The organism is Thioalkalivibrio thiocyanoxidans ARh2 (assembly GCF_000385215.1).
Classification (GTDB): domain Bacteria; phylum Pseudomonadota; class Gammaproteobacteria; order Ectothiorhodospirales; family Ectothiorhodospiraceae; genus Thioalkalivibrio; species Thioalkalivibrio thiocyanoxidans.
Map to the genome: position 1 here is coordinate 49,262 of NZ_ARQK01000046.1, position 24,990 is coordinate 74,251.

Annotated in this window: 22 protein-coding genes; 12 read left to right on the forward strand and 10 right to left on the reverse strand. The window is 67.7% G+C overall.

The genetic code is table 11. The features are described from left to right. Nucleotides 1-6 precede the first annotated feature (6 nt). From G372_RS0105735 to G372_RS0105745, 3 genes are all read right to left on the reverse strand, one after another. Entirely contained in the window at nucleotides 7-756 is a 750-nt protein-coding gene (locus G372_RS0105735) for a lysophospholipid acyltransferase family protein (protein WP_018863674.1), read from the reverse strand. 169 nt (nucleotides 757-925) lie between these two features. Further along, nucleotides 926-1,339: a rhodanese-like domain-containing protein gene (locus tag G372_RS0105740; protein WP_018863673.1), complete on the reverse strand. Its 414-nt coding sequence runs from the start codon at nucleotides 1,337-1,339 to the stop codon at nucleotides 926-928. Nucleotides 1,340-1,411: 72 nt separating this feature from the next. Next, nucleotides 1,412-3,445, reverse strand: coding sequence for a thioredoxin domain-containing protein (locus G372_RS0105745; RefSeq protein WP_018863672.1), 2,034 nt, complete (start codon nucleotides 3,443-3,445; stop codon nucleotides 1,412-1,414). 72 nt (nucleotides 3,446-3,517) lie between these two features. Here G372_RS0105745 and lgt point away from each other — a divergent pair, with 72 nt between their 5' ends. The 4 genes from lgt to G372_RS0105765 all read left to right on the forward strand — a co-directional run bounded on the left by lgt (nucleotide 3,518) and on the right by G372_RS0105765 (nucleotide 6,343). Continuing rightward, complete coding sequence (gene lgt, locus G372_RS0105750; protein ID WP_019624662.1) at nucleotides 3,518-4,363, forward strand: prolipoprotein diacylglyceryl transferase; 846 nt, start codon at nucleotides 3,518-3,520, stop codon at nucleotides 4,361-4,363. A 1-nt stretch (nucleotide 4,364) separates the two neighbouring features. Continuing rightward, nucleotides 4,365-5,183, forward strand: a complete 819-nt coding sequence (locus G372_RS0105755; RefSeq protein WP_018863670.1) for a thymidylate synthase — start codon at nucleotides 4,365-4,367, stop codon at nucleotides 5,181-5,183. Next, a complete protein-coding gene (locus G372_RS0105760) occupies nucleotides 5,183-5,677 on the forward strand; it encodes a dihydrofolate reductase (protein WP_019624663.1) in 495 nt (164 codons plus the stop codon). Before G372_RS0105755 ends, G372_RS0105760 begins: the two co-directional genes overlap by 1 nt. A gap of 207 nt (nucleotides 5,678-5,884) precedes the next feature. Then, on the forward strand, nucleotides 5,885-6,343 hold the full coding sequence (locus G372_RS0105765; RefSeq protein ID WP_018863668.1) for an RT0821/Lpp0805 family surface protein: 459 nt from the start codon (nucleotides 5,885-5,887) through the stop codon (nucleotides 6,341-6,343). Nucleotides 6,344-6,382: 39 nt separating this feature from the next. Here the strand turns inward: G372_RS0105765 and G372_RS0105770 are convergent, their stop codons facing one another. Then, on the reverse strand, nucleotides 6,383-7,927 hold the full coding sequence (locus tag G372_RS0105770; RefSeq protein WP_018863667.1) for a BCCT family transporter: 1,545 nt from the start codon (nucleotides 7,925-7,927) through the stop codon (nucleotides 6,383-6,385). A 24-nt stretch (nucleotides 7,928-7,951) separates the two neighbouring features. Then, nucleotides 7,952-8,383, reverse strand: coding sequence for a YbhB/YbcL family Raf kinase inhibitor-like protein (locus tag G372_RS0105775; RefSeq protein ID WP_026278927.1), 432 nt, complete (start codon nucleotides 8,381-8,383; stop codon nucleotides 7,952-7,954). 195 nt (nucleotides 8,384-8,578) lie between these two features. On the opposite strand from G372_RS0105775, the gene G372_RS0105780 reads away from it, so the two are divergent. The 3 genes from G372_RS0105780 to G372_RS0105790 are packed head-to-tail and all read left to right on the forward strand — an operon-like array spanning nucleotide 8,579 to nucleotide 12,777. Further along, complete coding sequence (locus G372_RS0105780) at nucleotides 8,579-9,979, forward strand: MBL fold metallo-hydrolase RNA specificity domain-containing protein (RefSeq protein ID WP_018863665.1); 1,401 nt, start codon at nucleotides 8,579-8,581, stop codon at nucleotides 9,977-9,979. A gap of 21 nt (nucleotides 9,980-10,000) precedes the next feature. Beyond that, nucleotides 10,001-11,680, forward strand: coding sequence for a Na/Pi cotransporter family protein (locus G372_RS0105785; RefSeq protein WP_018863664.1), 1,680 nt, complete (start codon nucleotides 10,001-10,003; stop codon nucleotides 11,678-11,680). Further along, entirely contained in the window at nucleotides 11,677-12,777 is a 1,101-nt protein-coding gene (locus G372_RS0105790) for an RNA ligase (protein ID WP_018863663.1), read from the forward strand. Before G372_RS0105785 ends, G372_RS0105790 begins: the two co-directional genes overlap by 4 nt. A gap of 13 nt (nucleotides 12,778-12,790) precedes the next feature. On the opposite strand, the gene G372_RS0105795 is transcribed toward G372_RS0105790, so the two are convergent. After that, nucleotides 12,791-13,381 (reverse strand): RNA ligase partner protein, encoded by a 591-nt coding sequence (locus G372_RS0105795; protein WP_026278926.1) that lies wholly within the window; start codon nucleotides 13,379-13,381, stop codon nucleotides 12,791-12,793. Between the two features lie 136 nt (nucleotides 13,382-13,517). Between G372_RS0105795 and G372_RS0105800 the strand changes: the two genes are divergently transcribed. Further along, on the forward strand, nucleotides 13,518-14,369 hold the full coding sequence (locus tag G372_RS0105800; protein WP_018863661.1) for an HDOD domain-containing protein: 852 nt from the start codon (nucleotides 13,518-13,520) through the stop codon (nucleotides 14,367-14,369). A gap of 35 nt (nucleotides 14,370-14,404) precedes the next feature. Here G372_RS0105800 and G372_RS0105805 read toward each other — a convergent pair whose 3' ends face one another. From G372_RS0105805 to guaB, 3 genes are all read right to left on the reverse strand, one after another. After that, the gene (locus tag G372_RS0105805; RefSeq protein ID WP_018863660.1) at nucleotides 14,405-15,145 is read right to left on the reverse strand and encodes a hypothetical protein; all 741 of its coding nucleotides are present in this window, start codon (nucleotides 15,143-15,145) and stop codon (nucleotides 14,405-14,407) included. Between the two features lie 360 nt (nucleotides 15,146-15,505). Next, nucleotides 15,506-17,083, reverse strand: coding sequence for a glutamine-hydrolyzing GMP synthase (gene guaA, locus G372_RS0105815; RefSeq protein WP_018863659.1), 1,578 nt, complete (start codon nucleotides 17,081-17,083; stop codon nucleotides 15,506-15,508). A gap of 67 nt (nucleotides 17,084-17,150) precedes the next feature. After that, nucleotides 17,151-18,611, reverse strand: coding sequence for an IMP dehydrogenase (gene guaB, locus G372_RS0105820; protein WP_018863658.1), 1,461 nt, complete (start codon nucleotides 18,609-18,611; stop codon nucleotides 17,151-17,153). A gap of 192 nt (nucleotides 18,612-18,803) precedes the next feature. On the opposite strand from guaB, the gene G372_RS0105825 reads away from it, so the two are divergent. Together G372_RS0105825 and xseA are read left to right on the forward strand one after the other, a co-directional pair. Further along, nucleotides 18,804-19,559, forward strand: coding sequence for a DUF4197 domain-containing protein (locus tag G372_RS0105825; protein WP_019624664.1), 756 nt, complete (start codon nucleotides 18,804-18,806; stop codon nucleotides 19,557-19,559). A 53-nt stretch (nucleotides 19,560-19,612) separates the two neighbouring features. Continuing rightward, nucleotides 19,613-21,028, forward strand: coding sequence for an exodeoxyribonuclease VII large subunit (gene xseA / locus G372_RS0105830; RefSeq protein WP_019624665.1), 1,416 nt, complete (start codon nucleotides 19,613-19,615; stop codon nucleotides 21,026-21,028). Nucleotides 21,029-21,036: 8 nt separating this feature from the next. Here the strand turns inward: xseA and gltX are convergent, their stop codons facing one another. After that, nucleotides 21,037-22,464, reverse strand: coding sequence for a glutamate--tRNA ligase (gene gltX, locus G372_RS0105835; protein WP_018863655.1), 1,428 nt, complete (start codon nucleotides 22,462-22,464; stop codon nucleotides 21,037-21,039). 491 nt (nucleotides 22,465-22,955) lie between these two features. Between gltX and G372_RS0105840 the strand changes: the two genes are divergently transcribed. Continuing rightward, nucleotides 22,956-23,471: a peptidylprolyl isomerase gene (locus G372_RS0105840; RefSeq protein WP_018137548.1), complete on the forward strand. Its 516-nt coding sequence runs from the start codon at nucleotides 22,956-22,958 to the stop codon at nucleotides 23,469-23,471. Nucleotides 23,472-23,479: 8 nt separating this feature from the next. Further along, a complete protein-coding gene (locus G372_RS0105845) occupies nucleotides 23,480-24,235 on the forward strand; it encodes a UDP-2,3-diacylglucosamine diphosphatase (RefSeq protein WP_019624666.1) in 756 nt (251 codons plus the stop codon). The last annotated feature ends 755 nt before the right edge of the window (nucleotides 24,236-24,990 follow it).

The window sequence follows — 24,990 nt, forward strand, 5'->3', positions numbered from 1 at the left end:
TTGTGGTCAGTGCGCCTTTCTTCGTCGTTTCGCGGCGGGTGGATCCAGAGGCTCGGCCGGCAGCCCCAGTCGGTCGACGATCGCGGACCGCGAGGCCTCGGCCAGCGAGCGACGATCCTCGTCAGCGGTTTCGATCGGCTCCAGGAAATGCACCTGCACGCGGGTCTCGCGGCGGCACAGCAGGCGCCAGGCATTCACAAGCAGGCGGTCGTCGTCGGAATAGGCGACGGGAACCGGACCGCCCTCGGGGCGCTCGTAGTCCAGTGCCACCGGCTGCACCGGATGGCCGTTCTCGGCCACCGCGGCAAACAGGCGCGGGTGGAAGCGGCGCACGCCCTGCCCGCGGCTGGTCGTCCCTTCCGGGAACACCACGAAGTGCCGGCCCTCGTCGAGGCCCTCGCGCATGGCCTCGATGTGGGCGTTTGCCTCGCCCGCGCCGCGGCGGATGAAACGCGTGTCGTGCTGGCGCGCCAGCCAGCCGATCACCGGCCAGCGGGCAATCTCGTCCTTGGACAGAAAACACGGATCCACGGCCGCGCCAATCAGCGGGATGTCCAGCCACGACACGTGGTTGGCCACCACCAGCGAGGCCCGCCCCGGCGGCGTACCGGCAAGCCGAAAACGCACCCCTGCCAGCCACAGCGCGCGGTCGTACCAGTCGCGGCGGATGCGGCTGCGCGTCTCGAAGTCATCGCCCCGGCGCGACATGCGCCAGCTCAGCCAGACGCCCTTCAGCAGGTGCAGGAGAATGCGCATCAGCCTACCCGATGCGCGCAGGCTTCCCGTCATATCGCAATCCCCGGCTGGCGAGTGCGTGGCTGCACCCGGAAAACATCGATCCTGGTCCCGGCGATCCGCAAGACCCCTGGCCGGCATCCGCCACGCCCCAGCGAACAGGCCATGCAGGTCGGCCGCAAGGGGTGCCTTACGGCAGCTGACCGGTATAGGCGCCGGACTCCACCGGCAGGTCCTCGGCCTCCCAGCCCTTGATGCCACCGGCCACGTTCACGACCTGGCCAAAGCCCATCTCGCGCAGCCGCTGCACCGACATCGCGGCGCGTCCGCCCGTGGCGCACATCACGGCCACCGGCTTCTCGCGGGCGTTGACCAGCGCATCGATGCGATGCGGGGTGTTCGGATCCGCCGCCCCTTCCAGCAGGCCGCGCGGGATCAGCAGCGAGTTCGGCACATGGATCTTTTCGTATTCGTACGGTTCGCGCACATCCACCAGCAGCCAGTCCTCGCCGGCTTCCATCTTGTCGGAGAGTTCCTCGGGGGAGATCTCCTCGACGTGCTGGCGCGCCTCGGCGACGAAATCCATCAGCTTCTTCTCGCTCATTCGAACATTCCCTTTGCAGTGAACAGAAAACGGATACGACGGTACTTCAAACTGTGGCCGCAAACGAGGTCTTCAACCCTGATCCAGTGCGTTTGCCAGGGCATCCGGGGCCGTTACCGGCGCCTCGCAGTGCAGGCCGCGGCAGACATAGGCGCATACGCCGGCCTCCGGCGGCGCCTTCTCCGCCAGGGCCGCCAGCAGCCCATCGGCATCGCCCGGGATGGCGAAGCCCCACACCGGGCGGTTCTGTGACCGCAGGCGCTGCTCCCAGGCCGGCAGCTCGTCCACCTTGCCGCGCAGTACGACCAACGGCGGCGGCTGATGGTGCATGTCCAGCGCGATCAACAGGCTCATGTGGCCCAGCGGGGCCTGCTCGATCATCGGCCCGGCGTTGGCCAGCGTGCGTTCGGCGGCTTCCAGGTAGCGCGGCTCGGCCAGCAGCAAGCCGAGTTTCTGCAACGCCTGCGCGGCAATGCCGTTACCGGCGGCCATCGCGTCGTCGGCGTAGACCTTGGGCCGCTGGATCAGCGCCTCGTGATCGCGCGCGGTGTAGAAGAACCCGCCGTGCTCGGTATCCTCGAAGTCGGCCAACAGGGCCTCCGCCAGGGTCGTCGCCCAGCCCACCAGGTCGCTGTCCCACTCGGCTTCCAGCAGCGCCAGCGTGGCCTCCAGCAGCAGGGCGTGGTCGTCCAGATAGGCCCGTGGCAGCTCGCCGGTCGCCCCTTCGCGGTAGCTGGCAAACAGCCGGCCATCGCGCCAGAGCCGTTCGCGAACCGCATCCATCGCCGCGCGGGCCAGTCCCAGCCAGTCGGGCCGCTCTAGCGCACGCGCGGCGCGGGCGAGCCCGGTGATCATCAGCGCGTTCCAGGCGCCCAGGATCTTGTCGTCGCGATGCGGCCGCACGCGCTGCTCCCGCGCGGCCAGCAGGCGCTCGCGGGCGCGGCCCAGGCGCGTGTTCGCCTCGGACTCGTCAATGCCCAGGGCATCGGCTACGGTCGCGATCGGGACCAGCTCGTGCAGGTGCCAGCGACCCTCGAAGTTGGCCGGGCCGTTCAGCCCCCAGACCCGGCTGGCGACCGCCCATTCGTCCTCCGCCAGCAGGCCCTCGACCGTCTCCGGATCCCAGACGTAGAAGCGGCCTTCCTCCCCTTCGGAATCGGCATCGAGACTGGAGTAGAACGCGCCGGAGGGGTCGCGCATCTCGCGCTCCAGCCAGGCGACCGTCTGTTCGGCCACGCGCCGTGCACGGTCGTCACCGGCGGCCGCACGCTCGGCATACAGGCCCAGCAGCGGCCCGTTGTCGTAGAGCATCTTTTCGAAGTGCGGGATCATCCAGCGCGCATCCACCGAGTAGCGGCAGAAGCCACCGCCGACCTGGTCGAAGATCCCGCCGGCGGCCATCGCCGCGAGCGTCCGCTCGAGCATGCGGTCGGCCTCGGCATCATTGTGGCGCGCCGCATGCCAGGCCAGCCATTCGAGCGTGGCCGGATGCGGGAACTTGGGCGCATCGCCGAAGCCCCCGAACTGCTCGTCGAAGGTCTGCGCGAGTTCCGCCCGCGCCTTGTCCATTACACCGATCGCCGGGATCGCCCCGCCCGCCGGCCGGTAGATGCGGGAGAGCGCCTGCTGCAGGGATTCATTCTGGCGCTGGATCTCGTCCGGGTGCTCCGCCAGGAAATCGGCCACCCGGTTCATCAGGTCGACGAAAGACGGAAGCCCGTGGCGCGGGGTGCTGGGGAAGTACGTGCCGGCAAAGAACGGCACCTGGTCCGGGGTCAGGAACACCGTCAGCGGCCAGCCGCCCGGGCGCTGGGACAGCAGCATGTGGGCGTTCTGGTAGATACGGTCGAGGTCGGGGCGTTCCTCGCGGTCCACCTTGATGTTGATGAAGCGGCGGTTCATCACCTCGGCGGTGGCCGGGTCCTCGAACGATTCATGCGCCATCACGTGACACCAGTGACAGGCAGAATAGCCGATCGACAGCAGGATCGGCTTGTCCTCGCGGCGGGCGCGCTGCAGCGCCTCCTCGCCCCAGGGATACCAGTCCACCGGGTTGTCGGCATGCTGTAGCAGATACGGGCTGCTGGCCCCGGCCAGTCGATTCATCGCACGACCTCCCTGGAAATCGGATTCGCCCCGACGGGTACAGGTGCACGCCAGGGCTAGGCCGGGTAGCATGTGCAGCCGATTTTCCATCCGCAAGCGACCATGCCCACGCACCCGTTTATCGATCCGGTAGCCCTGTCGCTGGGGCCCCTGACCCTGTACTGGTACGGGCTGATGTACCTGATCGGCTTCGTGGCCTTCTGGGCACTGGGGGCCTGGCGTGCGCGCACGCAGGGCTGGGCGCCCCTGCAACCGGCTCAGGTCGGCGATCTGCTGTTCTGGGGCGCGATCGGCGTAATCATCGGCGGCCGCCTGGGCTATGCCCTGTTCTACAACCTGGATGCGACGCTGGCCGACCCGGTCAGCCTGTTCCGCGTCTGGGAGGGCGGCATGGCCTTCCACGGCGGGCTGGTCGGGGTGCTCGTAACCTCCTGGCTGTATGCACGCCGACTGGGCGTGGGCTTCTTCCGCCTGACGGACTTTGTCGCCCCGCTGGTGCCGATCGGCCTGGGCGCGGGGCGCATCGGCAACTGGATCAACGGCGAGCTGTGGGGCAAGCCCACCGACCTGCCCTGGGCGATGATCTTCCCGGCTGCGGACTACGTGCCGCGCCACCCGTCGCAGCTCTACCAGGCGTTCCTCGAGGGGCTGGTGCTGTTCGTGGTGCTGTGGATCGTGTCGCGTCATCCGCGCCGTACCGGCCTGATCTCCGGGCTGTTCCTGACGCTCTACGGCGGCTTCCGCTTCCTGGTCGAATTCGTGCGCGTGCCGGATGCGCATATCGGCTATCTCGCCTTCGACTGGCTGACGCTCGGCCAGGTATTGAGCCTGCCAGTCATCCTGTTCGGGATCGGCCTGATCGTCTGGTCGCGCAGGAACCCCGTACCGGAAGCCCGCCCGAACGCCGAGAAACCCTGACATGCAGCAATACCTCGACCTCGTCCGCCATATCCGCAAGCACGGCACCGACCGCCCGGACCGAACCGGCACCGGCACACGCTCGGTGTTCGGCTACCAGATGCGCTTCGACCTGGCCGCGGGCTTCCCGCTGGTCACCACCAAGCGCACCCACCTGCGCTCGGTGATCCACGAACTGCTGTGGTTCATCCGCGGCGAGACCAACATCGGCTATCTCAAGGAACACAAGGTCCGTATCTGGGACGACTGGGCGACCGAGGATGGCGATCTGGGCCCGATCTACGGGGCGCAGTGGCGCAACTGGGCCGGGCACGACCAGCTGGCCGAACTGGTGGGCAACCTGAAGCACCGGCCCTATTCGCGGCGCCACATCATCAGCGCCTGGAACGTGGCCGACCTGCCGGACGAGTCCGTCTCGCCGCAGGAGAACGCGAACGCCGGGCGCATGGCGCTGGCCCCCTGCCACACCCTGTTCCAGTTCTACGTCGCCGACGGCCGGCTGTCCTGCCAGCTCTACCAGCGCAGTGCCGATGTCTTCCTGGGCGTGCCGTTCAACATCGCCAGCTATGCCCTGTTCACGCACATGCTGGCGCAGGTGGCCGGCCTGGAACCGGGCGACTTCGTGCACACCTTCGGCGACGCCCACCTCTATCACAACCACGAGCAGCAGGTGGACGAGCTGCTGGGCCGCGAGCCCCTGCCACTGCCCACCCTGCACCTGAATCCCGAGGTCACGGACCTGTTCGCCTTCACCTTCGATGACATCGAGGTACGCGACTACCAGTCACACCCGCCGATCAAGGCGCCAGTGGCGATCTGATGGCGACCCCCGAGATCCACCTGATCGTCGCGCTGGACCCGGACCATGTGATCGGGCGCGACAACGATCTGCCCTGGCACCTGCCGAAGGACCTGCAGCACTTCAAGCGCGTGACCGACGGGCACCCGATAATCATGGGACGGCGCACGTTCGAGTCCATCGGCCGCCCCCTGCCGAAACGCCGCAACCTGGTGCTCACGCGCCAGGCCGACTGGCAGACGGACGGCGTGGAGGTCTATCCGGATCTGGACAGCGCCCTGGCCTCCATCCCCGAGGGCCCCGCCTTCGTGATCGGCGGTGCCGGGCTGTTCGCCGAGGCCCTGCCCCGGGCCTCGGTGCTGCACCTGACCCGCGTGCACGAACCCCATGCCGGGGACACCTGGTTCCCGGCTATCAACCCCGATGACTGGGACTGCGTCTGGTCCGAACACCACGCACCCGACGACCGCCACGCCTGCGGCTTCACCTTCCAGCGTCTGGAACGTCGCCGCTAACCCCCACCCTGCCATGGGACACTGTGCCGGCCCGGAAAGCCTTCGCGGGCAGGCCGCACCACTCGTGCCTATACTCGGTAGAACCACCCGGGACCGCAGGCTGCCCTGTCGGCGCTGCACCCGATGGTCCCGGACCGGCAAGCTCACCAGCGGCGCGCTGTTGGTCGAGCCCGGTCGATATCCGACAGCTTCGCGCGGAGGGATGCCATGCTGCGCAAGACGACCTACACGATCCTTGCGGCCGGGGCGCTTGCCCTTTCCGGCTGCGCACACTACGGGGGACAGGAGCAGGCCGGCATGGTGATCGGCGGTGCCCTGGGAGGCCTGCTGGGCGCCGAGGTCGGCGCGGGGCGTGGCCGCACCGCCGCGATCATCGCCGGCACCCTGGCCGGCGCGGCGATCGGCGGCGCAGTCGGCCGCTCGATGGACGACGTCGACCGCATGAAGACCGCCCAGACCCTGGAGACCGTACGCACGGGGGTGCCAGCGCAATGGGTCAATCCGGATACCGGACACCAGTATGCGGTGACCCCCACCCGGACCTTCGACACCGCGACCGGACCCTGCCGCGAGTACACCATCGATGCGACCATCGGTGGTCAGCGCGAACAGGTCTACGGCACGGCATGCCGCCAGCCGGACGGGAGCTGGCAGATCCAGAGCTGACCGCTGCATGCCCAGCCCGGTCGCTGCCGGAGCGATGGGTCAGCGCCAGGGCGGGTCCACGCCCTCGACGCGGTACTCGCGGCCCAGCGCCCGCATGAGGCTGAAGCAGCAGAAGACCAGGATGATCGCCACCGGCAGCCCGGCGGTCAGGGAACCGGTCTGCAGGCTGTCCAGCGCACGCTCGCCGCCGACGATCAGCAGCGTCGCGGCCACCGCCCCCTCGGTAATGCCCCAGATCACCCGCTGACGCTTCGGCGAGTGCTTCGAACCGCGCGAGATCAGCGCATCTACCACGTAGGTGCCAGAGGCGGACGAGGTAATGAAATAGGTCGCAATCAGCAGGGTCGCCACGCCGGAGGCAATCGTGGTCCAGGGCAGCTGCGCCAGGGTTGCATACAGCGCCACGGTGGTGTCCTCGGCCACTGCCGCGGCGATCCCGGCGCCGTCGTCAAACAGCTCCATGTGCAATGCGGTGCCGCCGAAGATCGCCATCCAGGCGAACACGAACAGGCTGGGCAGGGCGAGCACGCCGACGATGAACTCGCGGATAGTGCGCCCGCGCGAGATGCGCGCGATGAAGATGCCGACGAACGGCGACCAGGCGATCCACCACGCCCAGTAGAACATGGTCCAGTCCTTCTGCCACTGCGAGCCGCCGATGGCGTCGGTGTGCAGGCTGAGCTGGATGATCTGCTGCAGATAGCCGCCGGTGGAGTCGAGGAAGAAGCGCAGGATGAATAGCGTCGGCCCGGCGATCAGCACGAACAGCATGAAGCTGATCGCCAGCACCAAGTTGAACACGCTGACCCACTTCAGCCCGCGATCCAGCCCGGAGATCACCGACAGCACCGCCACCGCGGTGATCGCGGTGATGATGCCCACCTGCCACCAGTGCGAGACCGGCATGTCGACCAGCACGTTGAGCCCGGTATTGAGCTGCATCGCCCCAAATCCCAGCGAGGTCGCCAGCCCGAACAGGGTGCCGAACACCGCGAGGATGTCGATCACATGCCCGATCGGGCCATAGATGCGATCCCCCAGCAGCGGGTAGAAGATCGAGCGGATGGTCAGCGGCAGACGGTGACGGAAGCTGAAATAGGCGACCGACAGCCCCAGCACCACGTACACCGCCCAGGCGTGCAGGCCCCAGTGAAAGAAGGTGTAGACCATCGCCTGGCGTGCGGCCGCGTCGGTCTCGCCATCGCCGGTCGGCGGGTGCTGGTAGTGCAGGATCGGCTCGGCCACGCTCCAGAACACGAGGCCAATCCCCATGCCGGCGGAGAACAGCATCGCGAACCAGGCAGCAAAGCCGAACTCCGGTCGGTCGTCCGGCTGCCCCAGCCGGATCACGCCGTAGCGGCTGAACCCCAGCCAGATCAGGAAGCCGAGGAAGAAGGTCACCACCAGCAGGTACCCCCAGCCGAGGTACTCGGTGATGAAGCCGTGGATACTGGCGAACACCTCGCTGGCCGTGGACGGGAAGATCACCCCGAAGGCGACGAACACCACCACCATGATCGCGGAGGCGGTGAACACCGTCGGGTTCACCGTGGCGAAGAAGGCCTCCGGTCGGTAGTGGTTCATGCCGCGGCCTCCCCGCTGGCGGGATCAGGCCGGCCCATCGGGATCCGCGCCCTCGTCCCCGGAACACAGCGCCCCGGTCAGGTCGACCTCGGCCAGCACATGTCCCTCGGCTGCGGCATCGAACTGGCTGCGGGTCGCACCCGCCTCCAGCTCCAGCTCGGCATCCAGCGCCTGCAGGCGGAAGCGGTAGTGATGACAGCCCTCCGGCGGGACCGGGCCGAGATAGCCCACCTTGCCGAAGGCATCCATTCCCACGCGCGCCTCGCTCGGCAGATGCAGGGCATCCACCCGCGTCGTATCCGGCGGCAGGTTCCAGACCAGCCAGTGAGTGACATCCCCCAGGGGCGAATCCAGGTCCTCCAGGATCAAGGCCAGACTGCGCGATCCGGCCGGAACCTCGCGGATCTCCAGCGGCGGCAGCTCGTTGGCATCCCGCGCCGAGACCTCGATCGGCATCCGTTCTCCATCGGCAAACGCCGGACTGCTCAGCCGCATCGCGTTGCAACCTCCTCCGTGGTCCTGTTGACAGCCTCGCCTGCGGGCCGGGGTGGGTCAACCCATGCGGTCAACTGCCGCGCCCGGGGTTGATCCGGATCAAGTGCGAACGCTTTGCTTGCCCATCACACCCGCGTCCCGCGTACACTTCGCCTCATGGCACAACTGACCTTTATGGGCGCAACCGGCGAAGTCACCGGCTCGCGCTATCTACTCGAGATCGAAAATACCCGCATCCTGCTGGAATGCGGCCTGCATCAGGGGGGCAACGACGCCGACGAGGCCAACCGCGCCTCGCTGGAGGAACTGGCCCGGGACCTGGATGCGGTCATTCTGTCGCACGGTCACCTGGACCACTCGGGGCTTCTGCCCAAGCTCGTCCGCGACGGCTACCGCGGGCCGATCTATTGCACGCCGGGCACGGAGGAGTTGCTGGAGATCATGCTCGAGGACTCGGCCTTCGTGATGAGCAAGGACATCGAGTGGGAGAACAAGTGGCGTCGCCGTTCGGACAAGCCATTGCTGGAGCCGATCTACGACATCGACGATGTCGCGACAACCCTGGGGCGTTGCGAGGCCGTGCGCTACGGCGACACGCGGACCATCGCGGGCGACGTCCGACTGACCTTTCGCGATGCCGGGCATATCCTCGGCTCCGCGATCGTGGACCTGATCGTGCCCTCCGGGGGGCGCGACCGGCACCTGGTTTTCTCCGGCGACCTCGGCAATACCGACGCCGTGCTGATGAACGACCCGGCGCGCCTGGAACACGCGGACCACGTGCTGCTGGAAAGCACCTACGGCGATCGTGACCACCGTCCGATGGACGATACGATCGAGGAATTCGCGCAGGTACTCGAGGAGGCGGAGCGCTCCGGCGGCAACGTGCTGATCCCGGCCTTCGCGGTAGGCCGTACCCAGGAGATCCTCTACCACCTGAGCATGCTGCACCACGCCGGCCGCCTGCCGCAGCAGAAGGTCTTCCTCGACAGCCCGATGGCGATCAAGGTCACCGAGCTGTACGCGCGTCTGCGCCGGACGCTGGACCCGGGGGACATGGACCGGCTGCACCAGGCCGCGAACGGGGATCCGGCGGCCTACCTGCCGGGGCTGCAGGTCTGCCGCACGGTCGAGGAGTCCATGGCGATCAACCGCATCACCGGCGGCGCGATCATCATCGCCGGCTCCGGCATGTGCAATGGCGGACGCATCCGCCACCACATGAAATACAACCTGTGGCGGCGCGAGGCGCACCTGGTGATCGTCGGCTTCCAGGCCGCCGGCACCCTGGGGCGGCGTCTGGTCGACGGCGCCGAGAAGGTCAAGCTTCTGGGCGACGAGGTCGCGGTGAACGCCAAGGTCCACACCCTGGGCGGTTTTTCCGCCCATGCCGGGCGCAGCCAGCTGCTCGACTGGGCGCGCGCCTTTCAGGACCAGCCGGTGTTCCATCTGGTCCACGGCGAGCCGGAGGCACGCGAGGCCCTGGCCGCCGGGCTGCGCGACGAGCTGGGGGCCGAGGCGCATGTACCCGCCTTCGGCGAGACCATCACCCTGTAACGCCGCGCTCCCACAGCAGCGATGCCGGAGGCCGAAGCCGTCAGCACCTACGCCCTGATCGCCGGCTTCCTCGGCGGTCTCGGGCTGTTCCTGCTCGGGATGACCCTGCTGACCGACGGCCTGAAGACCGCCGGCGGCAAGGCCCTCCAGCACATCCTCGGGCAGTGGACCCGCACCCGGCCGCGTGCCCTCGCCTCGGGCATGGGCGTGACGGCACTCGTGCAGTCCTCCAGCGCGGTCACGGTCGCCACCATCGGCTTTGCCAATGCCGGTCTGCTGACGCTGGGCCAGTCGGTCTGGGTGATCTTCGGCTCCAACGTCGGCACCACGATGACCGGCTGGCTGGTCGCACTGATCGGCTTCAACATCCGCATCGAGGCCTTCGCCCTGCCGGCGATCGGCATCGGCGCCCTGCTCTACCTGTTCATGAAGGCCGCGCGGCCGCGCTACCTGGGCCTGGCGCTGGCCGGCTTCGGCCTGCTGTTCTTCGGCATCGACGTACTGCGCGAGGCCTTCGAGGGGCTCAGCGCGACCTTCGACCTCGGCGCGCTGGCCCGCCCCGGCTTCCTCGGGCTGGTCATCATGGTCGGGATCGGCGCGCTGCTGACCGTGCTGATGCAGAGCTCCTCGGCCTCGATGGCCATGGCCCTGACCGCCGCGATGAGCGGCGCGGTCCCGCTGGAGGCGGCCGCTGCGGCCGTGATCGGCGCCAACCTCGGCACCACCATCAAGGCACTGCTGGTCGTGATCGGCGCGACTCCGAACGCCAAGCGCGTCGCGGCCGCCCATGTGATCTTCAACGGCCTGACCGCGATCGTCGCCTTGCTGATCCTGCCCTGGTTCCTGGCCGCGATCGCCTGGATCTGGGGCAGCACCGGGGAGGCGCCGGCCCCGGCGATGCTGCTCGCGGTGTTCCACACCGCGTTCAACCTGCTGGGGGTTGCACTGATGGCCCCGGTCGCCCCGCCGATGATCCGCTGGCTGCAGGGCCGTTTCCGCACGATCGAGGAGGACATCGCCCGGCCACGGTACCTGGACCGCAGCAGTTCCGGGGTCCCGGATCTCGCCCTGCAGTCGCTGATCCAGGAGACCGAACGCCTGTCCGACATCGGGCATTCGATGGCCCGCGAGGCCCTGCAAACGGCCCCGCCGGCGGCCGGCATCCTGGACCGCCGGCGCATGGCCGCGGAGCAGCTGACCCAGGCCATCGTGGAATTCGCCGCGCACACGGCCAACCACCCGATGCCGGAACAGGTCGGCCATGGCATCGCCGAGGCCGTACGCATCGCCCGCTACCACCGCGAGGTCGCCATACTGGCCGACGACATCGCCGACCTGCGCCGCCAGTCCAGCGGCGAGGAGCGCCCGATCGTGACCGAACAGCGCCGCGCGTGGCAGGAACAGGCGATACGCGCCCTGGACCTGTGCAACCTGGAATCGGACGATGGCGACAACGGCCATGACCTGGCCACCGCCGAGGCTGTGGACACGGTGGCGACCGCCTACGTTGAACTGAAGGCCGCCTTGCTGCGCGAAGGGACCTTCGGCTCGCTGAGCATGGCCGAGATGGAACGCCAGCTGCGGATCATCAGCATGGCGCGGCGCCTGGTGACCCAGGCCGACAAGGCCCGCCGCCACACCGAGGCCCTGAAAGATCAGATCCGAGGCCTGCGAAAGACACTGGAAGAAGAGCACGCATGATCGACCACGAAACACTGCAGGACGCCATCGCGAATCGCCGCGCCGAGGCCCTTACGTTTGACGGGCTGGAGTACGCCCGGCTGCTGGAGCCGGTGAATCACTACCCGCGCGGATCCGTAGTATTGCCGGACGGTTCAATAGTCCCCGGCTACCCGGCAATCGGACGCATCCAGTCGCTGGAGGCCGGGCTGCCCCGCCAGTTCGACCAGCCCTTCTGGGCGGAGGAGAAGATCGACGGCTTCAACGTGCGCATCCTGCGCTGGCACGGGCGCATCTATGCCTTCAGCCGCGGCGGCTACGTCTGCGCGTTCAGCACCGACCGGGTAACGGATTTCATGGACCCGGTGATCTTCGACGCCGAGCCCGACCTGATCCTGTGCGCCGAGATCGCCGGCCCGGATACGCCGTACCTGGAAGGTTCCACCCCCCGGGTCGCACACGATGTGGGCTTGTTCGTCTTCGACTTGATGCGCCTGGGCCAGCCCGGTTTCGTGCCCCAGCCAGAGAAATTCTCCCTGATCGAGCACCACGCACTACCCCCGGCGCCCCTGCACGGACAGTTCACCCCACACGACACCCGGGCGCTCGGACGACTGATTCAGCGGCTGGACGAGGAAGGCGCCGAGGGGCTGGTGCTCAAGACGGCGGACGGCCAGCACCGGGCAAAATATGTCACCGGGAGTTCCTGCGTCTCCGATATCCGGGTCTGCTCGGAACAGCTGCTCGACCTGCCACCGGAGTACTTCACCAACCGCCTGACGCGCCTCGCGATCTTCCTGTCCGAGCACCCGGATCGACACCACGCCGACCTCGACCAGGCACTGGGCCAGGCGCTGCTCTCGGGGCTCTACAGTGCGGTCGCGCAGCACCGTCGGCAGGGCCATGTCGGTCATCGCTATCGCTGCCGTTTTCGCGAGCGTGCCAACGCGCTGCACTTCATGAACCACATGCAGGCCACAGGCGGACGCCACGTAAGCTTTGCGGATGACGCGCCGCGTCAGGAGGATGGCTACTGGTTGCTGGAGTTCGAACGCCAGTTCGACCGCATCACCGGTACGCTGGCCTCCGCCCTCGCGGGCGACCGCCAGTACGACTGACCCGAGCGCCGGGTCAGGCGCCGGGACGCTCCGTCTCGGCGAGATTCTCCATCACCCGGCGCAGGTAGTCGGCGGTGACCAGCTTGATGCCCATGCGATTGCCCAGCTTGCGCATGCCCTCGTCGGCGCTGGCCAGCTCGGCATCCAGCTCCATCGCCAGCAGGACGGCGTCGACATCCTCGCGCGAATCCACCAGGCCCTTGCGCATGGCCTCGCGAAAGCGCTCGCGCAGCTGGGTGATCAGTTCCGGCCGGAGCGAATCGGCCGCGCCGGCCTGGCGCGTATGCTCCTCGGCGATGCGCAGCCCGCGGTCGATGCGCGTGCGCACCTCGTCGATAAACTCGTAGAGGATATCGCTGGGCAGTGTCAGCGCGAAGCGGCGCGGGGAGCGCACCCAGACCACGGTCTCGAAATCCGCGGCCAGGGCCTCGAGATCACGCATGCCACGAAACTCCTCGTACACCGACAGCGGCATGTAGAACTCGGCCGGGCAGTCCCGCGCCAGATGCAGAAAGGTACGCAGGATGTCCTCCGCATCCGCGCCGAACTGGCCCGCCACATGCGGGTTGGTGAACACGCTGGTATCCAGCACAAAGCGGCGCATCACGACCTCCTGTCGGGTTCGTACCCCATCATCGGTGGCGGCCGGAAACCCGTCAACCAGGGTCGCCGTCCGATCGGCGCCAGCGGCACCCTGTGGCATAATTGCACCCAACCTCCCAGCCCCACAGGCAAGACCCTTGGCCACCCGCGCGGAAGTGGAAAAATTCCTCGAGCGCCTGCGCTCGGATCTGGAACGCCAGCAGATCGATATCCCGACCCTGCCGGACATCTCGGTGCAGGCGCTGTTCATCGTGCAGGACGACACCAGCTCCATTGCCGATCTGGTCAATCTGATCTCGCGCGACACGGCGCTGGCCACACGGCTGGTACGCCACGCCAACAGTCCGGCCTATCGTGGACTGAGTCGCTGCGCGACCATCCGCTCTGCGGTCACGCGCCTGGGAATGGAACGTGCGCGCCAGACCATCATCGCCCTGTCCATGAAAGAGGTGTTTCAAAGCGGCAACGACGCAATCCGGCAGCGCATGGAGGCGCTGTGGAACCACAGCCTGGAGGTCGCGATCATCAGCTATCTGCTGGCCCGGCGGCACCCCCACCTGGACCCGGATACCGCCCTGCTCTCAGGCCTGGTGCACGACATCGGCATGATCCCGATCCTGCGCCGCGCGGAGAAGACACCAGAGATCTACGAGGATCCGCGCGCCCTGCAGGCGGCGGCGGATGCCGCGCACGTCGCGATCGGCCGTGCGATGCTGAAGAACTGGAACTTCGAGCCGGAGATCATCCGCGCGGTCGCCGACCACGAGAACCTCCAGCGCGAACCGGAGGCCGAATCGCCGATCAGCTATAGCGACATCGTGCAGGCGGCGAACATCGAAAGCCACGCCGGCACACCCCATCGCCTGGCCCATATCGATCGCGAAGGGGTATCGGCACTGCGCCGCCTGGCCCCGCGCTCGCCCACCCGAACACTGGACTGGGAAGACGACGCGATCGGCCTGGAGCACGTCAACCAGATCATCGAGTAGGGCAGCCCCTCGAGCAGCGCGGAGCGGATCCCTCGTCAAACCCCCTGGTGGCCTCCACCGATCTGCACCGAAAGCAGCCAGAGCGAGGTAAAGGCGACGCAACCCAGAAGAAATGCACCGAAACGACCCTCGCGGTCGGCGGGCAGCTCCTCCTTGAGCACATTGAGGATGATTGCTCCGGCGACCAGCGCGATCACCGTGTAGACCACGATGTCCGGCACGATGTCCAGCGTTGCGGCGGACCAGCCCGCCATCACGGAGACAGCCAGTACCCACCTGCCGAAATGGCGGTATTCCTTTTGATGGTGTTCGCGCAGCGAGAAGTCGTTGACGACGTTGTGGAGAAGAAGCGCCATCAGGAAGAGCAATTGCTGCACGACCGGCTCGTGCCTCTGGCCGACGAGTAACGCGCCGAGAAAGGCGTTGTAGGCAGCGAATGCGCCGAGGTGCAGCACGAATATCCATGACCACGATCGCCGCTGTTGTCCGGCCGGCGCACGCCGACGGGCCCCGCGTACAGCAATCTCCAGACCATAGAGCGCCACCATCCCCCCCAGCGCGAACACGTAGGCCAGTGGAAACTGGTCATCCATGCGAAGCATGGCATCCGCCTGATGGAGATAGGGCAGCAGCTTCACGAACACGAACGACACGGAGACGCCGCTGGCGAAGGAGAGCCAGCGGCTGCGGGGGGAAAGGCGCACGGACTCGAGGTAGGCGGCGAAGAGATGGGCTGCCGCCAGGATCAATGCAATGGCCGCGGACAAGGCAAGCATGCCACTGGAATCCTATCGGTCGGGCCTCGCCTAGTTATAGACGCGTTTGCAAGACCTATCCGGTCGCACCGGCGGCCAGGCCTTGAGTCGTTCCATAGGGGTTGCAGCTTGCTTCGGCACCAGCCAGCCGTGATGGTGGCCCCGCTGGCACATCGGCGTGGAGCAGGGAACCACTGGTTGATCCAGTGCCTCTCCAGAACCGACCGGACCCGAGACCCGACATTCATGCCCGCGCGCGATTACGGGTATGATCCGCGTCCTTGCGGTACTGTCTCTTTGCACAGAAGATCGCTCAACTGCGGTCTCTTGAAACCTCAGCCATAAGGCCGGGCAGTGCCAGACAATGCCTGGCAATTCCAGTCACTCCCACTCGATGGTGGCCGGGGGCTTGCCGGAGATGTCGTAGGTGACGCGCGAGATGCCGGGGATCTCGTTGATGATGCGGCGCGAGACGTGGTCGAGGAAGTCATACGGCAGGTGCGCCCAGCGAGCGGTCATGAAGTCGATGGTCTCGACCGCGCGCAGCGCCACCACGTAGTCGTAGCGCCGGCCGTCGCCCATCACGCCCACCGACTTCACCGGCAGGAACACGGCGAACGCCTGCGAGGTCTTGTCGTACAGATCCGCGGCGCGCAGCTCCTCGATGAAGATCGCGTCGGCCCGGCGCAGCAGATCGGCGTATTCCTTCTTCACCTCGCCGAGGATCCGCACGCCCAGACCCGGCCCCGGGAACGGGTGGCGGTAGACCATCTCGGTGGGCAGACCCAGCTCCACGCCGATCTTGCGCACCTCGTCCTTGAACAGCTCGCGCAGCGGCTCGACCAGCCCCAGCTTCATGTTCTCCGGCAGCCCGCCCACGTTGTGATGCGACTTGATCACATGCGCCTTGCCGGTCTTGGAGTCGGCCGACTCGATCACGTCCGGATAGATCGTGCCCTGGGCCAGCCACTGCACGTTGTCGAGCTTCGCGGCCTCCTCGTCGAACACGTCGATGAACAGCCCGCCGATGACCTTGCGCTTGGCCTCCGGATCTTCGACCCCGGCCAGCGCACGCATGAAGCGGTCCTCGGCATCGACGCGGATCACGTTCACGCCCATGTGGCGGGCGAAGGTCGCCATCACCTGGTCGCCTTCGCCGAGGCGCAGCAGGCCGGTATCCACGAACACGCAGGTCAGCTGGTCGCCGATCGCCTTGTGCAGCAGCGCCCCGACCACCGAGGAGTCCACCCCGCCGGACAGGCCCAGCACCACGTGGTCGTCCCCGACCTGCTCGCGCACCCGCGCGGCCATGTCGTCGATGATGTTGTCCGCGGTCCAAAGCGACTCGCAGCCACAGATCTCGTGCAGGAAGCGCTCCAGGATGCGCTGGCCCTGGGTCGTGTGCGTGACCTCGGGATGGAACTGCACGCCGTAGAAGCCGCGCTCCGGGTCGGCCATGCCGGCGATCGGCGCGGAGTCGGTGGAGGCCATCAGGCGAAAGCCCTCCGGCAGTTCGGTCACGTGGTCGCCATGCGACATCCACACGTCCAGCAGGCCGTAGCCCTCCGGTGTGGTGTGATCCTCGATATCACGCAGTAGCGGCGTATGGCCGCGCGCACGCACTTGGGCGTAGCCGAACTCGCGGCGCTCGGACGGCTCGACCCGGCCGCCCAGCTGCGCGGCCATGGTCTGCATGCCGTAGCAGATCCCCAGCACCGGCACGCCCAGCTCGAACACCGCATCCTCGGCGCGCGGCGGGTGGTCGACGTTCACCGACTCCGGACCGCCGGACAGGATGATGCCGGTGGGGTTGAATGCGCGGATATCCGCCGTCGGCATGTCCCAGGCGTGCACCTCGGAGTAGACCCCGGCCTCGCGCACGCGGCGGGCGATCAGCTGGGTGTACTGGGAGCCGAAGTCCAGCACCAGAATGCGGTGGGCGTGAAGATCCTGGGTCATGAGGTCATCCGCTTTACCGGCCGGGCGGCCGATGGGTGTCGGGGGATACCCGGCCGTGGCGGCCGGGTCAGTCCATTCGGTAATTCGGGGCTTCCTTGGTGATCGCCACGTCGTGCACATGGCTCTCGCGCATGCCGGCGGCGGTCACGCGCACGAAGTGCGGCTTGCTGCGCATCTCCTCGATGTCGTGCGCGCCGACATAGCCCATGGACGAGCGCAGCCCGCCCATCAGCTGGTAGATGATCGCGACAATCGAGCCCTTGTACGGCACCCGGCCCTCGATGCCCTCGGGCACGAACTTGTCGGCCGAGCTGTTCGGGTCCTGGAAATAGCGGTCCGAGGAGCCCTGCTGCATCGCGCCCAGCGAGCCCATGCCGCGGTAGATCTTGTAGGAGCGGCCCTGATAGAGCTCGACCTCGCCCGGGGCCTCCTCGGTGCCGGCGAACATCGAACCCAGCATCACGCAGTTGGCGCCGGCGGCGATGGCCTTGGCCAGGTCGCCGGAGAAGCGCACGCCGCCATCGGCGATCATCGGCACGCCGGTCCCCTTCAGTGCATCGGCCACGTCGGAGATCGCGGTGATCTGCGGCACACCCACGCCGGCCACGATGCGGGTGGTGCAGATCGAGCCCGGGCCGATCCCGACCTTCACGCCGTCGGCCCCGGCCGCGACCAGATCCTTCGCGGCCGCGGCGGTAGCGATGTTGCCGCCGATCACCTGCACATCCGGATAGTGCTTCTTCACCCAGGCCACGCGATCCAGCACGCCCTGCGAATGGCCGTGCGCGGTATCCACGACCAGCACGTCCACTCCGGCCTCGACCAGCGCGGCCACGCGCTCGTCGGTTCCGGCACCCACACCGACCGCCGCGCCCACGCGCAGGCGACCGCGATCGTCCTTGCAGGCGTGCGGGTGTTCGGTGGACTTCTGGATGTCCTTGACGGTGATCATCCCGCGCAGCTGGAAGTCGTCGTTGACCACCAGCACCTTCTCGATGCGGTGCTTGTGCAGCAGTTCCAGCACGTGACCGCGGTCCGCGCCCTCGGGCACGGTCACCAGGCGCTCGCGCGGGGTCATGATCTCGGTGACCGGGGCCTCCATGCGGGTCTCGAAGCGCAGGTCGCGGGAGGTCACGATGCCGACCAGGTCATTGCCATCGACCACCGGCACGCCGGAGATGTGATTGGCCTGGGTCAGCTCCACGACCTCGCCGATCGTCGCGGTTGGCCCGATGGTGATCGGCTCGCTGATCACCCCGCTCTCGTGCTTCTTGACCTGCTGGACCTCGGCGGCTTGGGCCTCGACCGACATGTTCTTGTGCACGATCCCGAGCCCGCCTTCCTGCGCCATGGCAATCGCCAGACGCGCCTCGGTGACCGTGTCCATCGCGGCGGAGACGACCGGCGCGCTCAGCTGGATTTCGCGAGTAATGTTCGTGGTCAGGTCGACATCGCGGGGGACGACATTCGAATGCCCCGGGATCAGCAACACGTCATCGAAGGTCAGGGCTTCACCGAGTATCCGCATGCATCGCTCCAGGACAGTCCAGCGGGGGAAAGAATCGATTCTTTCCCGGAAAGATAAATAGCCGGTCAGTATAAATTTTCCGGCCACCTCCCGACAAGCAGACCGGACAACCGCAGTGCATGTCGCCCGGCAGACGCAAAATCGGCACCCTGCTACGATGTTCGTCCTCGTTTCAAGCCACCGAGTCCGTTCATGCCCCGCCTGAGCCGCCGCCGACTGCTTGCACTGATGCTCGCACCCGGACTGCTGACGGTAGCCGCGGCCCCGGCGGCACGCGCCAGCTGGTGGCCCTTCAACCCCGACGTCCTGCGCGCGTTGACCCGCCGCCCGAATGCCTCCGGTCTCGACACGGCCGAGATCATCGAGGCGGTCCACGAGGCCCTGATCATCGCCAGCCACTCCGCCACCGAGACCCTGGCCCAGCGCAACGGATTCTTCGGCAACCCGGACGTACGTATCCCGCTCCCGGAGGTGCTCGCGACCGCCCGCCGGTCGCTGGACCGCATCGGCATGGCCACGCCGCTGAACCAGCTCGAGGAAGGGATGAACCGGGCCGCCGAGACCGCCATACCCGAGGCCCGCGAACCCCTAGTACGGGCCGTTTTCGCGCTGAATCTGGACAACGCTCGGGAAATCCTGGTCGGCAATGACGATGCCGCCACCCGGCATCTCGAACGTCACGCACGCGCGGGTATCACCGAGGCCATGCGCCCGGCCATCCAGCAAAGCCTGGAACAGGTGCAGGCCCTGGATACCTACGGTGAGCTGAAGGAGCGCATGCGCGACATCCCCTTCCTCGCGCGCGTGCGCTTCGACCCGGTCGAGCACGTCCTGGAGCATGCGATGGAAGGCCTGTTCTTCATGCTGGCGGAGGAAGAGGCCCGCCTGCGCGCCAACCCGCAGGGACGCGGCACCGATGTCCTGCACCGCGTGTTCCGGCGACAATAGCCCCTCGCCACGCACATCCCGAACACCACGTCCGTGAATCCCGATCCCGAGCCATGAGCGACGCCCCCGTACTGACCGTCACCGAACTCAACCAGTGTGCCGACGGCCTGTTGCGCGACGGCCTGGGCCGGGTACGCGTGGAGGGCGAGGTCTCCAACCTGCGCCAGTACGCCTCCGGCCACCAGTACTTCTCGCTGAAGGACGAGAACAGCTCGGTAAGCTGCGTGCTCTTTCGCGGCAATGCCCGCAACGCCGCCCGCTTCGCCGACGGCGACGCGGTGCAGATCCAGGGCCGCGCCGGGATCTACGCGGCACGCGGGCAATTCCAGATCATCGTCGAGCAGCTGCAGCCGGCCGGCGAGGGCCAGCTCCTGGCGGCCTTCCAGCGCCTGAAGGAAAAGCTCGCCGCCGAGGGCCTGTTCGACCCCGAGCGGAAGAAGCCCCTCCCCGCCTGGACCCACCGCCTTGGCGTAATCACCTCCACCCAGGGCGATGTGCGGCACGATATCGAGCGCACCCTGGCCCGGCGTTTCCCGCTGCTGTTGCCCTTCACCCTCTACCCCACCGCGGTACAGGGCGCGCAGGCCGCCAGCCAGATCGTCGCGGCCCTGGAGCAGGCCGCCCGCGAGGGCACCGTGGACGTGATCATCCTGGCCCGCGGCGGCGGTTCGCTGGAGGACCTGCAGGCGTTCAACGAAGAGAGCGTCGCCCGCGCCATCGCCGCCTCGCCGATCCCGGTCGTGACAGGGGTCGGGCACGAGACCGATACCACCATTGCGGACTTCGTCGCCGACCTGCGCGCGTCCACACCAACCGCGGCCGCCGAGGCGGTCAGCCCGGATGGCGCCACCCTGCGCCACCGGATCGAACGGGCGCGCGACCGGATGACTACACTCGCGGCCCAGCGCGTCGCCCAGCACCGGCAGACGCTGAACGCCCTGTGGACCCGGCTCGAACGGCGCCACCCGCGCCAGCTGATGGAACGCAACGCGCAACGCCTGGACGACCAGCACGAGCGCCTGCAACGCGCCTGGCAGCGCCGGCACGAGCAGGCCAGCCAGCGCCTGCAGCACCTGCGCCTGCGCCTGGCGGGGGCCTCCCCCGGCAACCGCATCGCCTCCGCGCGGATGCGCCTCGACCACCTGCACCAGCGTCTCGCACGTGCCGCCCCGGCACACGACATCCGCACGCACCGCGAACGCCTCGCGCGCCTGCACCGGGATCTCGAATACCAGATGCGCCAGGCCCTGACGATCCGCCAGCAACGGCTGCAGGCAAACCGGCGCCAGCTGAACGCCCTCGGCCCCCAGGCAGTCCTGGAGCGCGGCTATGCGATCCTGCAAACGAAAGAAGGACAGGTCCTGCGCGACGCCGCACGGACCGAGATCGACGCGCCGCTGAAGGCCCGCCTGGCACGCGGCGCACTCGAACTGAAGGTGACGGCGACGAAATCGCCCGAGGGCGACTGAAGGCCCCTTCAGCCCGCCTGCTCAAGCGCGGACTGCAGGCGCGCACGCACCCGCTCGCGCCCCAGGTACTCGAAGATGCGCGGCAGTTCCGGCCCATGGGCCTGACCGGACAGGGCCGCGCGCAGCGGCATGAACAGCTTGCGCCCCTTCGCACCCGTCGCCGCGCCGACGGCCTTGGCCAGGGTCGGGAAATCCTCGGCCTCGTCCAGGGCATCCAGGGCGGCGCGGTAGAAATCCGCGCCCGCCTGCTGCAACTCGGCGGCGGCCGCCTCGCTCACCGGGGCCGGATCGGCGGCAAAGGCCTCCACCCAGATACGGGCGTCCTCGGCACGGGTGATATTGTCACGCAACAACCCCGCCAGTGCCGGGCGCTGGTCCGCCGGCACCTCCCCGAACACATCGAAGCCCTCAAGATAGGCCAGCAGATCGGGATCGGATAGCTGTCGCAGGGCCTCGGCCTGCCAGTGTTCCAGCTGCTGTGCATCGTGGCGCGCAGCGCTGTGACCGATACGCTCCGGGCTGAACCCGGTGGCCAGTTCCTCATCGCTCAGCAGTTCGTCCGACTCGTAGCGGTGCCCGAGGCGTGCGAGATGGTTGAGTATCGCGAGCGGCAGGTAACCCGCACTACGCAGATCCTCCACGCTGGCCGAGCCATTGCGCTTGGACAGCGGCGCACCGTCGTGCCCCATCACCAGCGGCAGGTGGTGATAGGCCGGCGCCGTCAGCCCCAGCGCCTCCAGCAGCAGCATCTGGCGCGGGGTGTTGGCGATATGGTCCTCCCCGCGCACCACGTCGGTTACGCCCATCAGGGCGTCGTCGATCGCGTTGGAGAAGAAGAAGGCGGGCGTACCGTCGGAGCGGCGGATCACGAAATCGCCGATCTCGTCGGTCCGAAAACTCACCGGCCCGCGCACCCCGTCCTCGAAACGGACCGTGCGGCCCAGCGGCACACGAAAGCGCAGGGTCGGCTTCTGCCCCTCGGCCAAGCGCCGCTCGGCCTCCTCCGCACTCAGGTGGGCACAGGTCCCCGGATAGCGCGGCGGCTTGCCCTGGGCGCGCATGCGCTTGCGCCCCCGCTCCAGCTCGGCGGGCGAACAGAAGCAGGGGTAGGCCTGACCGGCTTCGATCAACTGCTGGTAATAGCCGTCGAAGATCCCGCCGCGTTCGGACTGGGCATACGGTCCGGCATCGCCACCAGCGTCAAAGCCCTCGTCCCAGTCCAGCTTCAGCCAGCGCAGGTCGCGCATCAGCGCGGCCACGAACTCCGGGCGCGAGCGCTCGGCGTCGGTGTCCTCGATCCGCAGCAGAAAGTGCCCGCCGCGCGAGCGGGCGAACAGCGCGCTGAACAACGCGGTGCGCACGTTGCCGAGATGGAGAAGCCCGGTGGGACTGGGCGCGAAACGGGTCTTGGTCGGCGGTGTCGTCATCGCGCGCATGGTAGCGGAGCACCCCGCAGGCCACCAGCCGGGCCGGCCGTGGCCCTAGGGAGACGCTGATTGAATCGCGCGTCCGCGCCGAGTCGCTTTTGCGTGCGAACAAGGCGCGGTGACTGCCGTGCAGTCATTCTGCACAAGGGAACCGCAACGCTGTGCGCGCCCGTTTTTGATAACAACGGGCGGCCGAGCCCCTGATTTCGATGGCTGGTGGGGTTGGTGCCCCCTGTTCCCCGATCCTGCGTTGCGCCGCTTGCGGGTAGAACCACTACCCGCTGCACGGCTCGCCTTGTCTCGGAAAACAGGGGGCACCAACGCGGACGCGCGATTCAATCAGCGTCTCCCTAGTAGCGTTGCTGGCAGGCACCCCGCCTGCCGGGTACCATGGCCGCCCGACATTCATCCGGAGGGCCAGTCCCGTGCAGCGATCCCGTTTCCGGCTCGGCATTGTGCTGGCCACCGCCCTTCTTGCCCTACTGCTTTCAGGAGCCCCCATGGCCGATACCAATCCGCAGGTCGCGATCGAAACCAACCATGGCCGCATCGTGCTGGAACTCAACGCCGAAGCCGCCCCGGAGACGGTCGCCAACTTCATGTCCTACGTGGATGACGGCTTCTACGACGGTACGATCTTCCACCGCGTGATCCCGGGCTTCATGGTCCAGGGCGGCGGCTTCGACAAGAACATGAGCCAGAAGTCCGCCGGCGAGCCGATCCGCAACGAGGCGGACAACGGCCTGAAGAACGAGGTGGGTGCGATCTCCATGGCGCGCACCCAGGATCCGCACTCGGCCACCGCGCAGTTCTTCATCAACGTGAACGACAACGACTTCCTCAACCACACGGCCCCGAATGCGCAGGGCTGGGGTTATGCGGTCTTCGGCAAGGTGACCGAGGGCATGGACGTCGTGCGCCAGATCGAGTCCGTGCCCACCGGGCGTTCCGGTATGCACCAGGATGTGCCGCAGGAGCCGGTCGTGATGGAAAGCGTGAAGCGCGTCGAGGACTGAGCCACCCCGTGGCTTCCAGCGCGCCGGCCCTGATCATTTCCGACCTGCACCTGGATCGCGAGCCCGGCCCCCTGCTGGAGGCCACACTCGCCTTCCTGAAGGGACCGGCGCGCAACGCCTCGGCGCTGTACATCCTCGGCGACCTGTTCGAATACTGGGTCGGCGATGACGCCGGCTTCCCGGCCGCCGAACAGCTCGCCGAGGCCCTGCAGACACTCGAGATCCCGGTCGCCTTCATCCATGGCAACCGGGATTTTCTCGTGGGTCCGGACTATGCCGCGCGCGCGGGGATGCAGCTGGCGCCCGAGCCGCTGCACGCGGCCCTGCCCTGCGGACCCGCCGTGCTGCTGCATGGCGACTCCCTGTGCACCGACGACACCGAGCACATGGCCTTTCGCCAAGAGGTGCGCGGCGGCGAATGGCAGCGGGCCTTCCTAGCCCATCCGCTGGAGGAACGCATCCGCCAGGCGGAGTCCATGCGCGCCACCAGCCGTGACAACAGCCGGATGAAGGCCGACGCGATCATGGACGTGAATGCCGACGCCGTAGCGGATACCTTCCGCGACGCCGATGTCCCGCTGATGATCCATGGCCATACCCACCGCCCCGCGATCCACGACCTGACGGTCGACGGGCAGCCCCGCCAGCGCTGCGTCCTCCCGGCCTGGGACGAGCACCCGGGCTACCTGGAAGTCGCGGCAACCGGCCCCGTCCTGCGCGAACTGGACGGCTCGCCCTACCCCGCACACCTGCTGCACGCCTGAACCACGCGCTTCGCGCCGTTGTACGGCTGGGCCTGGTTCGGCATCCGGTGTTTACGATGGTTTCGGCTAGCCGCCTGCGATGCGCTGTCTCGCCAGCGCGCCGCGAGGTACTTCTTTGCTCGTGCAAAGAAGTACCCAAGAAACACGCCCGACTGCCGCGACCCCGGCCCGCTGCGCGGGCCGGGGTTTCCCTCGCTCCGAGGATTTTCGCGGGCGGCGCTGAAACTCGCTACGCCTTTGGCTTCGCTCAGACAGTCAGCGCCTCTCTTCCCGCGAAAATCCTCTCCACTCGGCGCGACGACAACGGGGGTGAAGGTCCAAACAACGGCTGTCCCAGCGGCGTAGCACATGGATGGAGGCTGGGTCTTCCGACATCTTAGGCACGCGCGGCCTTCGGCCCAAGCGTGCCGCGCCCGCCAGCGGGCGCCAGACCCCATCGTAGGATGCGGATGAGCGCAGCGAATCGCATCAGGGTTGCCCCAGCGTCTGGATGGTGCGTTTCGCTTCGCTCAACCGCACCCTACAGCTCGGGCTTATCGCGGGTGCTGGAATACCGCCTGTTTGGACCTTCCCTCCCGATATGAGCCCCTTGTGGAGGGCGTGACAGGCCGGGAGAAGGCGCTGACTGTCTGAGCGAAGCGCAGCGCAGCGAGTTTCAGCGCCGCCGGCCTGGCGCGTCCGGAGCAAGGTTCCTGGGCGAATCCCGGGCGTGTTTCTTGGTTACTTCTTTGCACGAGCAAAGAAGTAACTCGCGG